This window comes from Arthrobacter sp. zg-Y895, from assembly GCF_020731025.1.
Taxonomy (GTDB): domain Bacteria; phylum Actinomycetota; class Actinomycetes; order Actinomycetales; family Micrococcaceae; genus Arthrobacter_B.
Genome location: NZ_JAJFZY010000003.1, coordinates 820,668 through 835,507, shown reverse-complemented (window position 1 = coordinate 835,507; position 14,840 = coordinate 820,668). Strand labels below are relative to the sequence as shown.

Annotated in this window: 14 protein-coding genes and 2 tRNA genes; 7 read left to right on the top strand and 9 right to left on the bottom strand. The window is 64.3% G+C overall.

Going from position 1 to position 14,840, the window contains the following annotated elements; translation table 11 throughout:
- Positions 1 to 41: 41 nt before the first annotated feature.
- Genes LJ760_RS05685 through pknB form a run of 5 tightly spaced genes read left to right on the top strand, consistent with a single transcriptional unit; the run spans position 42 to position 8,096 of the window.
- Positions 42 to 1,517 (top strand): PP2C family protein-serine/threonine phosphatase, encoded by a 1,476-nt coding sequence (locus tag LJ760_RS05685; RefSeq protein ID WP_227920438.1) that lies wholly within the window; start codon positions 42 to 44, stop codon positions 1,515 to 1,517.
- Positions 1,517 to 2,935, top strand: a complete 1,419-nt coding sequence (locus LJ760_RS05680) for an FtsW/RodA/SpoVE family cell cycle protein (protein WP_227920436.1) — start codon at positions 1,517 to 1,519, stop codon at positions 2,933 to 2,935. The genes LJ760_RS05685 and LJ760_RS05680 overlap by 1 nt, the downstream gene beginning before the upstream one ends.
- Positions 2,932 to 4,371: a peptidoglycan D,D-transpeptidase FtsI family protein gene (locus LJ760_RS05675; RefSeq protein ID WP_227920433.1), complete on the top strand. Its 1,440-nt coding sequence runs from the start codon at positions 2,932 to 2,934 to the stop codon at positions 4,369 to 4,371. Before LJ760_RS05680 ends, LJ760_RS05675 begins: the two co-directional genes overlap by 4 nt.
- Entirely contained in the window at positions 4,368 to 6,200 is a 1,833-nt protein-coding gene (locus LJ760_RS05670; protein ID WP_227920430.1) for a protein kinase domain-containing protein, read from the top strand. The genes LJ760_RS05675 and LJ760_RS05670 overlap by 4 nt, the downstream gene beginning before the upstream one ends.
- Positions 6,201 to 6,206: 6 nt before the next feature.
- Positions 6,207 to 8,096, top strand: a complete 1,890-nt coding sequence (gene pknB / locus LJ760_RS05665) for a Stk1 family PASTA domain-containing Ser/Thr kinase (RefSeq protein WP_227920424.1) — start codon at positions 6,207 to 6,209, stop codon at positions 8,094 to 8,096.
- Here pknB and LJ760_RS05660 read toward each other — a convergent pair.
- The 3 genes from LJ760_RS05660 to LJ760_RS05650 are packed head-to-tail and all read right to left on the bottom strand — an operon-like array spanning position 8,093 to position 9,735.
- Positions 8,093 to 8,761 (bottom strand): aminodeoxychorismate/anthranilate synthase component II, encoded by a 669-nt coding sequence (locus LJ760_RS05660; protein ID WP_227920420.1) that lies wholly within the window; start codon positions 8,759 to 8,761, stop codon positions 8,093 to 8,095. The two genes, pknB and LJ760_RS05660, sit on opposite strands and share 4 nt — an antisense overlap.
- A gap of 4 nt (positions 8,762 to 8,765) precedes the next feature.
- Positions 8,766 to 8,936, bottom strand: coding sequence for a hypothetical protein (locus tag LJ760_RS05655; protein ID WP_227920414.1), 171 nt, complete (start codon positions 8,934 to 8,936; stop codon positions 8,766 to 8,768).
- A gap of 1 nt (position 8,937) precedes the next feature.
- The gene (locus tag LJ760_RS05650) at positions 8,938 to 9,735 is read right to left on the bottom strand and encodes a class E sortase (RefSeq protein ID WP_374200014.1); all 798 of its coding nucleotides are present in this window, start codon (positions 9,733 to 9,735) and stop codon (positions 8,938 to 8,940) included.
- Positions 9,736 to 9,940: 205 nt separating this feature from the next.
- On the opposite strand from LJ760_RS05650, the gene LJ760_RS05645 reads away from it, so the two are divergent.
- Entirely contained in the window at positions 9,941 to 10,192 is a 252-nt protein-coding gene (locus tag LJ760_RS05645; protein WP_227920413.1) for a cell division protein CrgA, read from the top strand.
- Positions 10,193 to 10,641: 449 nt separating this feature from the next.
- On the opposite strand, the gene LJ760_RS05640 is transcribed toward LJ760_RS05645, so the two are convergent.
- Both LJ760_RS05640 and LJ760_RS05635 read right to left on the bottom strand, forming a co-directional pair.
- Positions 10,642 to 11,352 carry a rhomboid family intramembrane serine protease gene (locus tag LJ760_RS05640; RefSeq protein WP_331460707.1) on the bottom strand — a complete coding sequence of 237 codons (711 nt, stop codon included), beginning with the start codon at positions 11,350 to 11,352 and terminating at the stop codon, positions 10,642 to 10,644.
- 215 nt (positions 11,353 to 11,567) lie between these two features.
- The gene (locus tag LJ760_RS05635; protein ID WP_227920410.1) at positions 11,568 to 12,110 is read right to left on the bottom strand and encodes a peptidylprolyl isomerase; all 543 of its coding nucleotides are present in this window, start codon (positions 12,108 to 12,110) and stop codon (positions 11,568 to 11,570) included.
- 152 nt (positions 12,111 to 12,262) lie between these two features.
- On the opposite strand from LJ760_RS05635, the gene LJ760_RS05630 reads away from it, so the two are divergent.
- The gene (locus LJ760_RS05630; RefSeq protein WP_227920408.1) at positions 12,263 to 13,270 is read left to right on the top strand and encodes a hypothetical protein; all 1,008 of its coding nucleotides are present in this window, start codon (positions 12,263 to 12,265) and stop codon (positions 13,268 to 13,270) included.
- Positions 13,271 to 13,373: 103 nt separating this feature from the next.
- Here the strand turns inward: LJ760_RS05630 and LJ760_RS05625 are convergent, their stop codons facing one another.
- The 4 genes from LJ760_RS05625 to LJ760_RS05610 form a co-directional block, all read right to left on the bottom strand.
- Complete coding sequence (locus LJ760_RS05625; RefSeq protein WP_227920405.1) at positions 13,374 to 14,297, bottom strand: DMT family transporter; 924 nt, start codon at positions 14,295 to 14,297, stop codon at positions 13,374 to 13,376.
- 70 nt (positions 14,298 to 14,367) lie between these two features.
- Positions 14,368 to 14,440: transfer RNA gene (locus LJ760_RS05620), tRNA-Ala, on the bottom strand.
- A gap of 65 nt (positions 14,441 to 14,505) precedes the next feature.
- A complete protein-coding gene (locus LJ760_RS05615) occupies positions 14,506 to 14,625 on the bottom strand; it encodes a DLW-39 family protein (RefSeq protein WP_227920402.1) in 120 nt (39 codons plus the stop codon).
- Positions 14,626 to 14,670: 45 nt separating this feature from the next.
- A tRNA-Ile gene (locus LJ760_RS05610) sits at positions 14,671 to 14,744 on the bottom strand.
- Positions 14,745 to 14,840 lie beyond the last annotated feature (96 nt).

Sequence of the window (14,840 nt, the reverse complement as noted above, 5' to 3'; positions counted from 1 at the left end):
TGGCCCTGGTCCTCAGATATGCAGCACGGTCCGATGTTGGAATGGTTCGTTTCAAGAATGACGATTCCGCCTACGTCGGCCGCTACCTCGCCGTCGTCGCCGACGGCATGGGCGGCCATGCAGGCGGCAACGTCGCCTCCGCCTCCACCGTGCTCGATCTGGTCCATCTGGACAGCAGCGTCCACGAGGACGAGCCCCTGACCGTCCTTGCCGATGAAATCCAGGCGGCGAATTCGCTTCTGTCCGAGTTGGTGACCACCAGCCCCCAGCTCTCCGGCATGGGCACCACAGTCACTGCGCTGCTGCTGCACGAGCAGCGCCTGGCACTGGCGCACATCGGCGACTCCCGCGCCTACCGGCTCAAAGACGGCCGGTTCGAACAGATCAGCATCGACCACACCTTCGTGCAGCGGCTTATCGATGAAGGGCGCCTGCAGCCCGAAGAAGCCGAAGTGCACCCGCATAAGAACGTCCTCATGCGCGTGCTCGGTGACGTTGATGCCAGCCCCGAACTGGACCTGGCCACTTTCGACGTCGAGCCCGGCGAACGTTGGTTGCTGTGTTCGGACGGGCTTACTGCCGTCCTGCGCGACTCCGACATCGAGGGCGTTCTCCGCGGCACCTCGGACCTGCAGGAATGCGTGGACACCCTGGTTGAACTCACCCTGGCCGGCGGTTCTCCGGACAACGTGACAGTGGCAGTCATTGAAATAGATGAGGACCCCGACGCCGGCTCCGCACCGGCAACCGCTCCGCTCTCCGAGGTGTCCTCCCGGGACAACGTTTACCGCCCGACGGCTGCTGTAGCTGCGGCGCCGCCCGTGACCGAAGACGAGCCGGGACCGCGCACGGAGAATACCGCTGCCCGCGACGATGCCGACGACGCCGATAGTGAGCGCGAACGCGCCCAGCTGATCCGCCAGGATCTGGCCTCCCGACCGCACGTATTGGTTGGCGCGGCTTCCCTTGCCACCGAGACCGGCGAAATTCCGATCGTCACGAAGCGGTCCGCCGAGCGGCGCGCTGCCCGCATGCTTACCCACAAGGCCGACTCCGAGGAGCAGGCAGAGCAGCAGACCGGGGATTCACCCCGTACCGGCTGGAAGCGCTGGCTGCTGCCGGCGTTCCTGACCGTGGTTGCCCTGCTGCTCGCCGTCGTCGTGTGGCTCGGCTACACCTGGACGCAGACCCGCTACTACGTGGGCTCCTATGAAAACCGGGTCGCCATCTACAACGGTGTCTCCCAAACCATCGGACCGATCCAGCTTTCACATGTCACCGACGTATCCGATATTCCGGTGGACAGCCTCGCCGAATATCACCGCAACCGGGTGGAGGACACCCTTCCTGCCCGGGATCTTGAGCATGCCGGAGAAATAGTCAGCGAGTTGCGGGACACCGCCAAGGCGGTCCTGTGTCCGCCGGTGAACACCGATTCCCCGACTGCTGCACCTTCGCCGGGTGCGACTGCTGCGCCCGACACCGAACAGAACAGTGCCTGCGGAGGTGAGCAGTAATGTCGGATGTCCTCACCGTGCCTAAACCGCGCCGGAACACTGAAGCCCTCCTCCTCCTCGTTGCGCTCCTGGTCGGAGTGGGGGCCAACATGATTGTCGGCCTCGACGAGGACCGTGCCTTCGACTCCGACTTCTGGGTCCAGGGCGGGACCCTCATGGCCCTGGTAATCATCTTCCACCTCGTGCTGCGCTTCCGTGCCAAATATGCCGATCCGGTAATACTTCCCATCGTGACTGCCCTTAACGGCATCGGGTTGGCCATGATCCACCGCCTGGATATCACCAACGGCGATGATGCAGCGGACCGGCAGCTGTTGTGGAGCACAGTGGCCGTGGCGGCAGGAATCGCCGTGCTGTTCATCATCAAGGACCACCGGATCCTGCGCCGCTACACCTATATCTCGTTGATCGTCAGCGCGATCCTGTTGCTCCTTCCGCTGATGCCGGCTCCCGTGGGGCGCGAGATCAACGGAGCCCGGATCTGGATCAACGTTGGCATCGGAACCTTCCAGCCCGGTGAGATCGCCAAGATCACCCTGGCCATATTCTTCGCCGGGTATCTATCCACCAACCGGGACCTCATCCTGCTCGCGGGACGGAAGGTCGGGCCGCTGCAGTTCCCGCGTATGCGGGACCTGGGCCCCATGCTCGTTGCCTGGCTTGTCAGCATCGGCGTGCTGGTCTTCCAACGGGACCTTGGCTCGTCCATCCTCTTCTTCGGGCTGTTCATGGCCATGATCTACGTCGCCACCAGCCGCGTGAGCTGGGTACTGATCGGCGTGGGCCTGCTCGCGGCCGGCGGATTCGTCGCCCTCCAACTGTTCAGCCACCTGCAGGCGCGTATCCATGGCTGGCTCAACGCCTTTGATCCCGAGGTCTACAACGGGGCCGGCGGCAGCTACCAGGTAGTGCAAGGGCTCTTCGGCCTGGCCAGCGGAGGGCTTGTCGGCACGGGATTGGGACAGGGCCGCCCGGATCTGGTGACCTTCGCGAACAGCGATATGATTATTGCCGCCCTCGGCGAGGAACTTGGCCTGATCGGCATCTTTGCGATCGTGCTGATGTTTGTGCTCCTGGTATCCCGCGGATTCCGTGCCGCCCTGGGCACCAAGGACGGATTCGGGAAGCTGCTGGCCTGCGGGCTGTCCTTCATCATTGCCTTGCAGTGCTTCGTGGTGATCGGAGGCGTTACGCGCCTGATCCCGTTGACCGGATTGACCACCCCGTTCATGTCTGCCGGCGGATCGTCGTTGCTGGCCAACTGGATCATCGTGGCGCTCCTGCTCATGATTTCCGACGCTGCCCGCCGGCCCGCGCCCACCGGCCCGCTGGCCACCGATATGGTTCCCGCCATGTCCGATTCCCGGTCCGGCTCTTCCGCCCGTGCCCGGCGTTCCCCTAAGGGAGGAGACGAATGAACCAGGCTATCCGTAACAGCTGGGTAGTGGCCCTGGCAATGTTCGTGCTCATTCTCGGTTCGCTGACCTACGTGCAGTTCTTCGCCGCTGAGAAGCTCAACACCAACCCGAATAACAACCGGGCCCTGTACCGTGATTTCGGCGAACCCCGCGGCTCCATCCTTGTGGACGGCAAGGCGATTGCGGAATCCGTTCCCTCGGACGACCAGTTCAATTACCAGCGGGTCTACAACAGCCCGGAGCTGTATTCGCATCTGACCGGTTATTTCAACCTGAACAACACCACGCAGCTGGAAATGACCATGAACGACGAGTTGTCCGGCAACAGCTCCCAACAGTTCAACGACAAGCTGGTCCAGCTCTTCTCCGGTGCCCAGAGCCAGGGTGCTTCGGTGGAACTGACCATCGATCCGGAACTCCAGCAGCTGGCCTACGACCTTATTCCCGACGGCCAGAAGGGATCCATCGTGATGATGGACCCGAAGACGGGCGATATCCTCGCCATGGTCTCCAAGCCCTCATACGACACCAATCTCCTGGCCGGCCATGACACTGCGGTGTTGGGCACCAACATGGAGGCCCTGACCTCCCAGCCGGGCCTGTCGCCCTACACGAATCCGGCCACGCAGTCCCTGCTGGCCCCCGGGTCCGTCTTCAAACTCGTGGACACGGCAGCAGCCCTGGAGTCTGGAAAATATGACGCCGAATCCGTGATCCCGAATCCGCCGGAACTCCCGCTGCCCGGAACCAACATCTCCCTTCCGAACTTCACCACTGGCGCCTGCTCGGCCCGGTCCGAGGCAGACTTCGCCTTTGCCCTCGCCTGGTCCTGCAATACCGTCTTCGCCCAGGTGGCACTGGACCTGGGGCAGGACAACATTGCAGCGCAGGCCAAGAAGTTCGGTTTCGATACCTCCCTCCAGATCCCCAACGAGGTTGTGGCCAGCCATTTCCCCGAGAACGAGGACGAGGCCCAACTGGCCCTTGCCTCCATCGGACAGGGAAGCGTGACCGCTACCCCGCTGGAGGTTGCCATGATTTCCGCAGCCATCGCCAACGACGGCGTGCAGATGACCCCCAACCTGATCCGCAGCGTCCGCGCTCCCGATTTGTCCGTGATCGACGAACCGAAGCCCACTGAATTGAATACTTCTGTCAGCCCCGACACAGCCCGCCAGCTCACCGAGTGGATGGTCGGCGTCGTAGACAACGGCTCAGCCAAATCTGCCCAGGTCCCCGGCTTCAAGGTGGCCGGCAAGACCGGCACGGCCCAGGTGGACGGCCGGGGAGACAATGCCTGGTTCACCGGCTTCGCGCCGGCCGACGATCCGCAGGTGGCCATTTCCGTTGTTATGGAAGACGTGGACCTGGCCACCGGTGCCCAATTGACCACTCCAAGCGCGCAGAAACTCCTAGAGGCGGTGTTGAATAAGTGAGGCCTACATCGGGTATCACCTTAGGCGGCAGGTTCCAGCTGACCGACCGTATTGCCATCGGCGGTATGGGCGAGGTCTGGAAGGCACGGGACCTTGTCCTGGGCCGCATTGTTGCCATCAAGATCCTCAAGGAGGAGTACACCGGGGATCCGGGCTTCCTTAACCGTTTCCGGGCGGAGGCCCGGCACACGGCGCTGCTCAACCATCCCGGCATTGCCAATGTCTTCGACTACGGCGAAGAGGACGGTTCGGCGTACCTGGTCATGGAACTTGTTCCGGGCCAGCCGCTGTCCAGCATCATTGAGCGTGACAAGGTGCTCTCACCGGACCGGACGCTGTCCATCATCGGCCAGGTTGCCACTGCGCTTGCCGTAGCCCACAACCAGGGCCTGGTGCACCGCGACGTGAAGCCGGGCAACCTGCTCATCATGCCCGACGGCAAGGTCAAGATCACCGACTTCGGGATCGCCCGCCTGGCCGACCAGGTGCCGTTGACGGCCACCGGCCAGGTCATGGGCACTGCCCAGTATCTGGCTCCGGAACAGGCCACCGGACAGCAGGCGACGGGTTCCAGCGACATCTACGCGCTTGGTGTCATTGGCTACGAGCTCCTTGCCGGCCGCCGTCCCTTCTCCGGTGAATCCCAAATCGCGATTGCCCTGGCACAGGTCAACGACACGCCTCCGCCGCTGCCGGAAACCATTCCGGAACCGGTGCGTGCCCTGATTATGTCCATGCTGGCGAAGGACCCCGCAGATCGTCCGGCCGACGCCGAGTCGCTGGCCCTTGCGGTCGCCGCCATCCGCCGCGGAGACATCCACGCAGCGCAGGAAGCCGTCCCCGGCATGCTGCTCTTCGGTTCCTCCGCCGGCGCGGTCACGGCCCCGGTGCCCACCACCGGCACTTCAGCAACCCGCGTGGTGGACACCGCACCGTCGACGTCGGCACTGCCCACGGTCGCCGGTGCGTCCGTGCCCGATGCCCGCACGGGTGAGCTTGCCGCGTCCCGTGAATGGACCGATGAAGACGATGTCGATTACGACGACGGCGACCCGGGGGACGTCGAAGAGGAAAAGCGCCGCAGCCCCTGGACGATCCCGCTGATCGCCTTGCTTGTGCTCATCCTGGCCGGCGTCGTGGCGTTCTTCGTACTCACCGGCTCCGAGGGAGACGAGGACCCGGCCCCCGCCGCAAGCTCGTCAGCCGCCAGCCCGTCCCGCAGCCCCTCGCCTTCCAAGACCACAGCGACTGCGACCCCGTCCGAAACACCCGACGAAATCCGGATCGATTCGGCCACCTACGAGGGCCGGCCCGTGAACGAGGTGGCCACCGAGCTGAGCAACCTGGGTCTGCAGGTCAACCGCCTTCCCGTGTCCGACGCCGATATCGCCGAAGGACTGGTCGTTGAGGTCAATCCCTCGGGGCCGCTCAACCGCGGAGACGCGGTGACGGTGGTCTACTCCTCCGGCCCGGAACTTGTTTCCGTCCCTGCCCTGACAGGCCAGCCTGAGGCTGCGGCACGACAGCGCATCGTCGATGCCGGACTGGTACCGGTCAACGGCGGCACCCAGCAGTCCGATGCCGCCCCGGGCACCGTCGTGGGGGTCAATCCCACCGAGGGCGCTGCCGTGGCGCGGGGCTCTTCCGTCACCTACTACATCGCAGAAGCCGCCCCTTCAGCCCCGGCACCGGCTCCGGCTCCGACGACCACGACTCCTTCCGCCCCGGCGGCTGGGAACGGCGCCGGCACTGGATCCGATCCCGATACCGGTACCGGTCTGAATCAGTCCGGCGGCGCCAGCATGACCGGCCCTACAGGCAGCAGCTAAGAGACCATGAGCGCAGAATTCCTTCGAGGGCAGCCCACCCTCAACACCGATAACGTCCTGAACGGGCGGTACGAGGTGGGTGAACTGATCGGGCGCGGCGGAATGGCCGACGTGTACCTTGGGCGGGATATCCGCCTGGGCCGGACCGTGGCCATTAAGGTGCTGCGGCCGGACCTGGCCCGCGATCCGCTGTTCCAGTCACGCTTCCGGCGCGAGGCGCGGGCCGTGGCGGGGCTGAACCACCCCTCCGTTGTGTCCGTCTATGACACCGGCGACCAGGAGTCCGCCTCGCCGCGGGACGACGTGCGGCTGCCCTACATCGTGATGGAATACGTTCCGGGGCGGACCCTGCGCGACCTGCTCAAGGCAGACGAGCTCACCATCGAGAAGTCCATTGACTATTCCCTCGGAGTCCTCGCCGCCCTGGATTACAGCCACCGCTCCGGGATCGTCCACCGGGACATCAAGCCGGCCAACGTTATGGTGACCGCCGACGGCGGAGTGAAGGTCATGGACTTCGGCATCGCGCGTGCCATGGCGGATTCAGCCGCAACCATGACGCAGACCCAGGCCGTAGTCGGTACCGCACAGTATCTGTCCCCCGAGCAGGCCCGCGGTGAAACCGTGGATGCCCGCAGCGACCTTTACTCCACGGCATGCCTGCTGTTCGAGCTGCTTACCGGCCGGCCTCCGTTCATCGGTGAAAGCCCCGTCTCCGTGGCCTACCAGCACGTCCGCGAACAGCCCGTCACGGCCAGCAGCCTCAACCCCGAAGTTCCAGCCGCCCTGGATGACGTCTTGAAACGCGGGCTGGCCAAGGACCGCGACCACCGTTATCAGACCGCGCGGGAATTCCGGGAAGCGCTGCTTTCGGCGCGCGACGGCGGACCCGTCACCGCTGCAACGCAGGCAATCTCCGTGGCACGCCCGGCGGAACCCGCCACCGTTGCCATGACCCCTGCTCCCGAAGACGAACCCCAGACGCGGGCCATGGCCAAAGTGCTCGCCGGCGGCTCACTCCTTCCGGACGATGACCATCCCCAGACGGAAGACCACCCGGCCCTTCCCGTCGGCTCCACAGGCGACCGCGACCCCCAGCAAAAGGCCCGCCGGCGGGCCTGGATCACCGTCTTCAGCATTCTTGTGGTCCTGGTTCTCGCCGTCGGCGGATTTGTCGGATGGAACATGATCAATGCCGAACCCGCCGCACCGGTAACGGCGGCCGTACCCCAGGTCGAAGGCAAATCCCAGACCGATGCGATGAACGCCATTATCAGCGCGGGCTTCCAGCCACCTCGGATCACCGAGGAATACAGCGACAGCGTGGCCGAGGACCTGGCCATCCGCACCACTCCGGCGGGTGGCGCTGACGTCGTCAAGGATGAGAGCATCACGCTCTACATCTCCAAGGGGCCTTCCAGCATGGTCATCCCGCAGGATTTGGTGGGAATGACGGAATCGGGAGCCCGCGACGAGCTTCGCGGGCTCGGCCTCAAGGGCGGGGCCACGATCGGGGGCAACAGCTCCACCATGGAGCAAGGACGTGTCCTCGGCACCGACCCTGCTATCGGCGAGACCGTCCCGGCAGACAGCGAAGTCGACATCGTGGTGTCCACCGGACGGGTAACCGTTCCGAATCTCGAGGGGATGTCTTGGGAGCAGGCCGAAGGCAAACTACTCGATCCGACGCTCCTTCTGACTCCGAAAAAAACGGAAGTCGAATCCGCCGATGCAGCACCCGGCACGGTCATCGCGCAGAGTGTTCCCGGTGGCACGGACGTGGCCCCCGGAACTTCCGTGATCCTGTCGGTTGCCAAGGCACCGGCTCCGGAACCGACGCCTGCTCCGACAGCCTCGCCCACCAGCACGCCCGCCACCCCGCCGGGACGGCGCTAGGCGCGGGCGGGAGTCCCGGCCTGCGCTGAGCTTGCAATGAGCGGGCTCAGCGTGGCCGCGTGGGCCGCCGCTCCTGTCAGTCCGGCTGACTCCAGCCAGTTGCCCAGCATCTGGTAGCCGCCCTCGGTGAGGACGGACTCAGGGTGGAACTGCACGCCGGACAGCGGTGCTGTCGCATGCTGCAGGCCCATGATGATTCCGCTGGCCGTTCGCGCCGTCACCCGCAGTTCGGCGGGAATGCTGTCGGTGACAGCCGCCAGCGAGTGGTACCGGGTAGCGGTAAGCGGACTGGGCAGTCCCGCAAAAACATCCTCGCCGCCGTGTTCCACGAGCGAGGTCTTCCCGTGCATCAATTCAGGGGCGTGCGTCACCGTGCCGCCGTATGCCTCCGCCAGGGCTTGGTGGCCCAGACAGATGCCGAGCATCGGCGTTGCAGTTGCTCCGCACCAGCGGATCAGCTCTACCGATACACCCGCCTCGCCCGGCGTGCCCGGGCCCGGGGAAACCAGCACGCCGTTATGGCGGGCAGCCAGCTCAACCGCTGACTCGACGCTCAGGTCATCATTGCGGATCACCGTGGTTTCCGCCCCGAGTTCCTGCAGATAGCCCACCAGCGTATAGACAAAGCTGTCATAGTTGTCGACCACCAGGATCCGGGTGCTCATGGTGCTAGGAACCGCCAATCGTTGAATCCGTCAGTGAGGGAAGAAGGCTGCTCTCGGCAAGCCAGGGGAAGACATACTCCATCAGGGCCAGCACGGCCGCGGCAATCAGCACCGCGGAGAGCAGAATCCGGAACCACAACGGTCCGGGAAGGTGCCGAAACAACCATCCATACATTTTAGCGACCTCCGGAGGCGTTGGCGGCAACGATGTCTGCAATGGCCGGCGGGGGACCGGCGGACAGAGGCTGCCAGGAGTCCAGCAGGGCGTAGGCGATGATGCGCTCCTCGGAGCCGAAACGCGGGTTGCAGCTGGTGAGGGTAAGGAACCGTTCGCTGGGGATGGCTGCGGGGTCTGTAGGGACGGCTGCGAGCACATCGACCCGGGCGGGCAGCACTATCTGGGTATTGCGGTAGACGTAGTCGTAGTAACCGTCCGCGGTCTGAACGTAGATGTGGTCTCCGGGCACGAGCGTGTGGATGGGGTCCAAGGCCTTGCCGTGGGTCTGCCGGTGGCCTGCAACGGCGAAGTTCCCAACGGCCCCTGGCATCGCGGTAGCGGGATAGTGGCCCAGCCCCAGGCGGTCCAGCACGGCCGTCCCGACGCCGCTGGTCACCGGAGCGGCATAATCGGCCCCGAACCGGGGAACATAAACGACGCCGAATGTCTCGCCTTCCTCCGTTAGCGGGTCCAGCACCACCGGATCTCCGTAGTCCTGGGGCGAGGAAGCCGGTGCCGGTACTGCGGGGAGGTCGAAGTCCTCGAACAACCCGTCGATGGCCTCCTGCTGGGCCCGGTTCGAGTCAATGTTGGTCCACCAGAGCTGCCAGGCGACAAACAGCGCCAAGACGATTCCCAGCGTTATCAGGAGCTCTCCGGCTACCTGGACCACCATCCGGCCCTTTCCGCCTGTACGGCGCGGGGAAGCACGACGCCGGCGTCGGCGCTGCCTGGTGGTCACGGATGGCTCGGCCAACGCTCTCCTTGTGGCTGGTACCGGTATTTCACGGCCTCAGGGAACCCGGGACTGCTTGGCCGCGGAATTCGCTAGGATAATCAGAATAGGGATGACCCTAACAGGTCCGTGCGTTGAAGGAGACTTCTCCTGCTCCGACCTTGGTTGTCCCAGCCCATGACTACAACCACCGGCGTCTGCAGAGCCGGTTCCGCTAGGAGGATCCGTGCCTGAGTCCAAATCCCGCAAGAAGCCTTCCCGCCCCGCAACCCCCGCACAGACTGCGTCAGTGCCCAAAGAGAACCCCGTTTGGTACAAGCCGGTTATGTTCGGCCTGATGATCCTCGGCCTGCTGTGGATCATCACGTACTACATCACCCAGGGGGAGTACCCGGTGCCGGCTTTCGGTGCCAGCAACATCCTGGTGGGCTTTGGCATCGCGATTGTGGGCTTCCTGATGACAACGCGCTGGCGCTGACGCTCCGGCGTTCGTACCCTGGGCTTCCCGGTGCCGTTTTGGCGCCGGGAAGCCTTTTTATTTGCCCTGACGAGCGCTATCCCCGGTTTTCCACGTTGTTCACAGGTTGTGCACGGAGTTATCCACAGGTGTGGGAAACTCTGTGGGTTACTTCGGCAACTTCCTTGCAAATAAAGGGAAGGAGGTTATCCACACCTGTGGAATTACATGTGTGTAACTCCGTTCAGCCTATGGATAACCCTGTGGATCAGCGGCCGGGCACGAAAACTACATCCATGTAGGTTATTAACACTGTGGGTATCCCTGTGGATAACTTTCGAGTGCCCGGAGCTCCCCTGGGGCCTTCATCCCGGCACCCCGGCTGGACGGCAGACACATCGGCGGTATTAAACGGGTGTGCCCGCCGTCGGTGACGGCGGGCACATAAGCAGGTGTATTTTCCCGAGGGGCTACCCGGGGATAATCTGCACCGGCGGTTGCCAGAGCACAGCCGCCGCCACGAGTACCAGCACAACTCCGGCAAGCCCGGCGAACTGAATGGCTGTGCGGCGCTTCCCTCTGGGTGTATAGGCCAAAATAGCCGCGCAGGCTGCACCGGTGAGCAGACCGCCCACATGGGCCTGCCAGGCGATCCCCGGGACCACGAACCCAAGGACCAGGTTCACCGCAAGCAGGATCAGCAGCGAACGCAGCTCGCCCTGCCGCTGCCGGATCACCACGAAGAGGGCGCCGAAGAGGCCGAACACGGCGCCGGAGGCGCCCACTACAGCCACCCCGGGATCCGCCAGGTACATCACGCCCACAGAGCCGCCCAAAGCCGAGATCAGGTACAGCAGGGCAAACCGGACGCGGCCGAACAAGGGCTCAAGGCTGCGGCCCAGGAACCAGAGGGCGTAGAGATTGAAGGCAATGTGGATGGGGCTGCCCTGGGAATGCAGGAACGCTGAGGTCAACAGGCGCCACGGTTGATAATCGGTCAGCACGGGTGCGTAGAAGAACGTGCGCGTAAATGCCGGCAGCAGCAGCTGCAGCACGTAGGCCACGACACACACCGCCATGATGGTGATGGTCACGACCGGTTTTCCGCCCGGGGCGACGCGCCCTCCGAAGGGAGTCCGGTAGGCCGGCTGGGTCTTGCGCTGCTGGTTGAAGCAGTCCACGCACTGGACGCCTACTGCAGCGTTCTGCTGGCACTCAGGGCAGGCAGGGCGCCCGCAGCGCTGGCAGCGGATGTAGCTGACCCGGTCCGGATGGCGGGGACACACGGGCACCTGAGAAGCCGGCACTTCGGCCGGCACACCATATGACATTGCTGGGACTCCCGGATTGACGAAAAGCCCCGGCCGAGAGTTCGGCCGGGGCACCTTCGAACAGGCTAGAGCTGCTCGACGGTAATGCTGTTGATGACCACGTCTTCGGACGGCTTGTCGCGTCCGTCGGTGGAAACCGCGTTGAGCTGGTCAACGAGTGCACGTGACTCGTCGTCGGCAACCTCACCGAAGATGGTGTGCTTGCCCTGCAGCCAGGTGGTAGGCACGGAGGTGATGAAGAACTGCGAGCCGTTGGTGCCCCGGCCCATCTGGACACCTGCGTTGGCCATGGCCAGCTTGTACGGGGCGGAGAAGTCGAGATCGGGGTTGATCTCGTCGTCGAACTGGTAGCCCGGTCCGCCGGTGCCGCGGCCCAGGGGGTCGCCGCCCTGGATCATGAAGTCCTTGATGATGCGGTGGAAGATGGTTCCGTCGTAGAGCGGACGGGTGGTCTTCTCACCCGTTGCCGGATCGGTCCACTCGATTTCGCCGGTGGCCAGGCCTACGAAGTTCTTGACCGTCTTGGGGGCGTGGTTTCCGAACAGGTTGACACGGATGTCGCCCATGGAAGTGTGGATGGTTGCTTTTGCTGTAGGAATAGCAGTCATAAGGACATTGTTCCACGGCGCTTCTACGCGTGGGCGGAATCGGCCGTGTTCAGCGCACAGTGAAAACCTGGGCCTGTCAGGGCCCTTGATAGCAGAGACCCGCAGGAACACGTAGGCTAAGGCTGAAACGACAACTATCCCGGGAGGTAGTTTTGAAGAAGGACCGCATCACCCATGATCTCGAAGCCAATGTTGCAGCAGGCATCGTGACTGCCCGCGACTGGGCAACACCCAAGGTCGACGCAGCCAAGGGCTGGGCCGTTCCGCGGATTGAAAAGGGGATCGAGACCGCATCCCCGAAGATCCAGGACGGCATCAAGCGCGCTGCTGATGAAATCGCCCAGGGCGTAGCCACCGTCACGCCCCGCATCCAGGGCGGGCTCGAGAAGGTTGGGCCGCGCATCAGCCACGCCGTGGATGAAGCCGCTCCGCGCATCCAGAACACCCTGGACCGTGCCACCCCGGCACTGAACACGGCCAAGGACCGGGTTGTGGATGATTACATTCCGGCCCTGTCCACGCGCATCGGGGTTGCCGCAGACAGCGTTTCGCGCAGCCTGACCGCTGCCAACGTACCCGTGCAGACGGCCGTTGCGAAGGTCACGGGCAACAAGAAGGCACTGAAGCGGGCACAGAAGGCGGCCGCGCAGGCTGCCAAGGAAGCCCGCAAGAGCCAGAAGGGCGGCGGCAAGGGCTGGCTGGTCTTCGGCATCATTGCAGCGGCCGTAACGGCAGGCGTGGCCGCCTGGCGCGCTTCCCGCCCGGTCGAGGATCCGTGGAAGACTCCGGCCCCCAAGCCTGCCGCCAGCAACGGTGCAGCGCCCAAGCCGGCAACCACCACCCCGGCAACGGCTCCTGCCGGCACCGGTGCTTCTTCGGCTGCTGCGGCTAAGCCGGCTGCGGCCACCACGCCGATCGCTGAGGTGCCCAAGCCGACGCCGGCTGCCAAGCCCGCCGCGAAGACCACGGACGCTGCTGCGCCCGCTCCGTCCGAAACTGCAGAGACCGTAGCCAGCATCAAGGAAGCAGCCGAGCGCGCTGCGGCCCGTTCCGGCGAGAAGGCCTCCGAGGCCGGCAAGCACAGCAAGGAAGCCTCCGGAGACGCCAAGGGCGCTGCAAAGCCCTCCGGTGCCCATTCGGAGAACAACACCGGTAAGTAGTAGAACCGGCTTGGGCATCGGCTAGGGCCGGTCCCGGGACGAGTATAGAGAAGGAGGGCTCCGCCTATGGCGGAGCCCTCCTTCTTTGCTTTGCAACCACTGCCTAGAGTTGGTCCCCGCCCAGGGCCGGCGGGGCGGGAGGCACCGGCCGGGCATTGGCCCCGGATCGTCTGCGGAGCCTGCCCTGGCCGGCAACAACCACGGTTAGTCCGGCCAGGATCAGTGCCAGCCCCGCGTAAGTACCGGCCGGAAGCTGTTCGTGGAGGAAGACAGCCGCAAGGATGGCCGCTCCCGGGATCTCCAGCAGGATGATCATTGACACGACCAACGGACTGATCACGGCCAGCAGGTGATTGAACACGGTATGGCCCAGGATCTGCGCCACCACGGTTACTCCGAGGATCCCTATCCAGGCCGCCGGCGGGAAGCCGACGATCGGCTGCCGGAAGGCTGCACACAGGGCCAGGAGGAGTACCGCGCAGGCGCCGTAGCAGAGGGTTGTATAGGTGCCCGTAGACATGGATTCCCGGGCCTTCCCGCCGGCAATCGTGTACACGCCCGCCAGGGCGCCTCCGACCACGGCGAGCACGTCGCCGATGAGGGCCTCCCGGGACAGACCCAGATCGAACCCGGAAATCACCAGCACGCCTGCAAACGCGGCCGCGAGTCCGGCAAGGACGACGGGCGGAACCCGGATGCCGCGCAGCACATTGAACAACGCGATCCAGCCTGCCTGCAGGCATACCAACGCCGTGGCAGCCGCAACAGACGTCAATTGCAGCGAGGTGATGAAGCAGGCGAAGTGCAGTGCCAGCGCGACAGCGGCAAGAGCGGTCCACTTATAGTCGCGGGAAGTGAGCTGTCCGAACTCCCGACGCCGGCCCAACACGGCCGGAGTACCCATCAGCACCGCGCCGATGGCATTGCGCCAGAAAGCGATGGCCAGGGCAGGAGCCGCGGTTGCGGCCATAATGGGCCCGGAGGCGGAGACGCCCAGCACTCCTACCACCGCGAGGAAAATATTCACAGGCCAACACTAGTGCAGGGTTTAACGCAGAAGGTCCCCGCTCCTAAGAGCGGGGACCTTCTGTATTCGGTGGAGGCACGGGGACTCGAACCCCGAACCCCCTGCTTGCAAAGCAGGTGCGCTACCAATTGCGCCATGCCCCCGAAATGAGAACTTATCCAGTATAACCTACTGTTGCCTCAGGTTATGACCAGGAAGCTATTTGGTTTTAGTCGACCTTGTCGGTCGATTCCTTCCAAACGGCCTTCTCAGCGGCAGTTTCCTGCCACTTCTTGAAAGCAAAGACTCCCGCAGCCGCAGCTGCCGTTACTGCCAGCAACTTCTTCACGGAATTCTCCTTGCCGTTGTGGTCCACCTCTTGCAAGGTGTTCCGTGGGCGTACCAGGACTTGAACCTGGGACCTCTTCGTTATCAGCGAAGCGCTCTAACCGCCTGAGCTATACGCCCCGAACCTCTTCGGGCCGAGATATGACTTTACCGTACCTTCGGCCCGGCGCCAAATCGAGTGGTTTTCCGGTTCCGGAGGCGCTGTTTGAGCCCCTC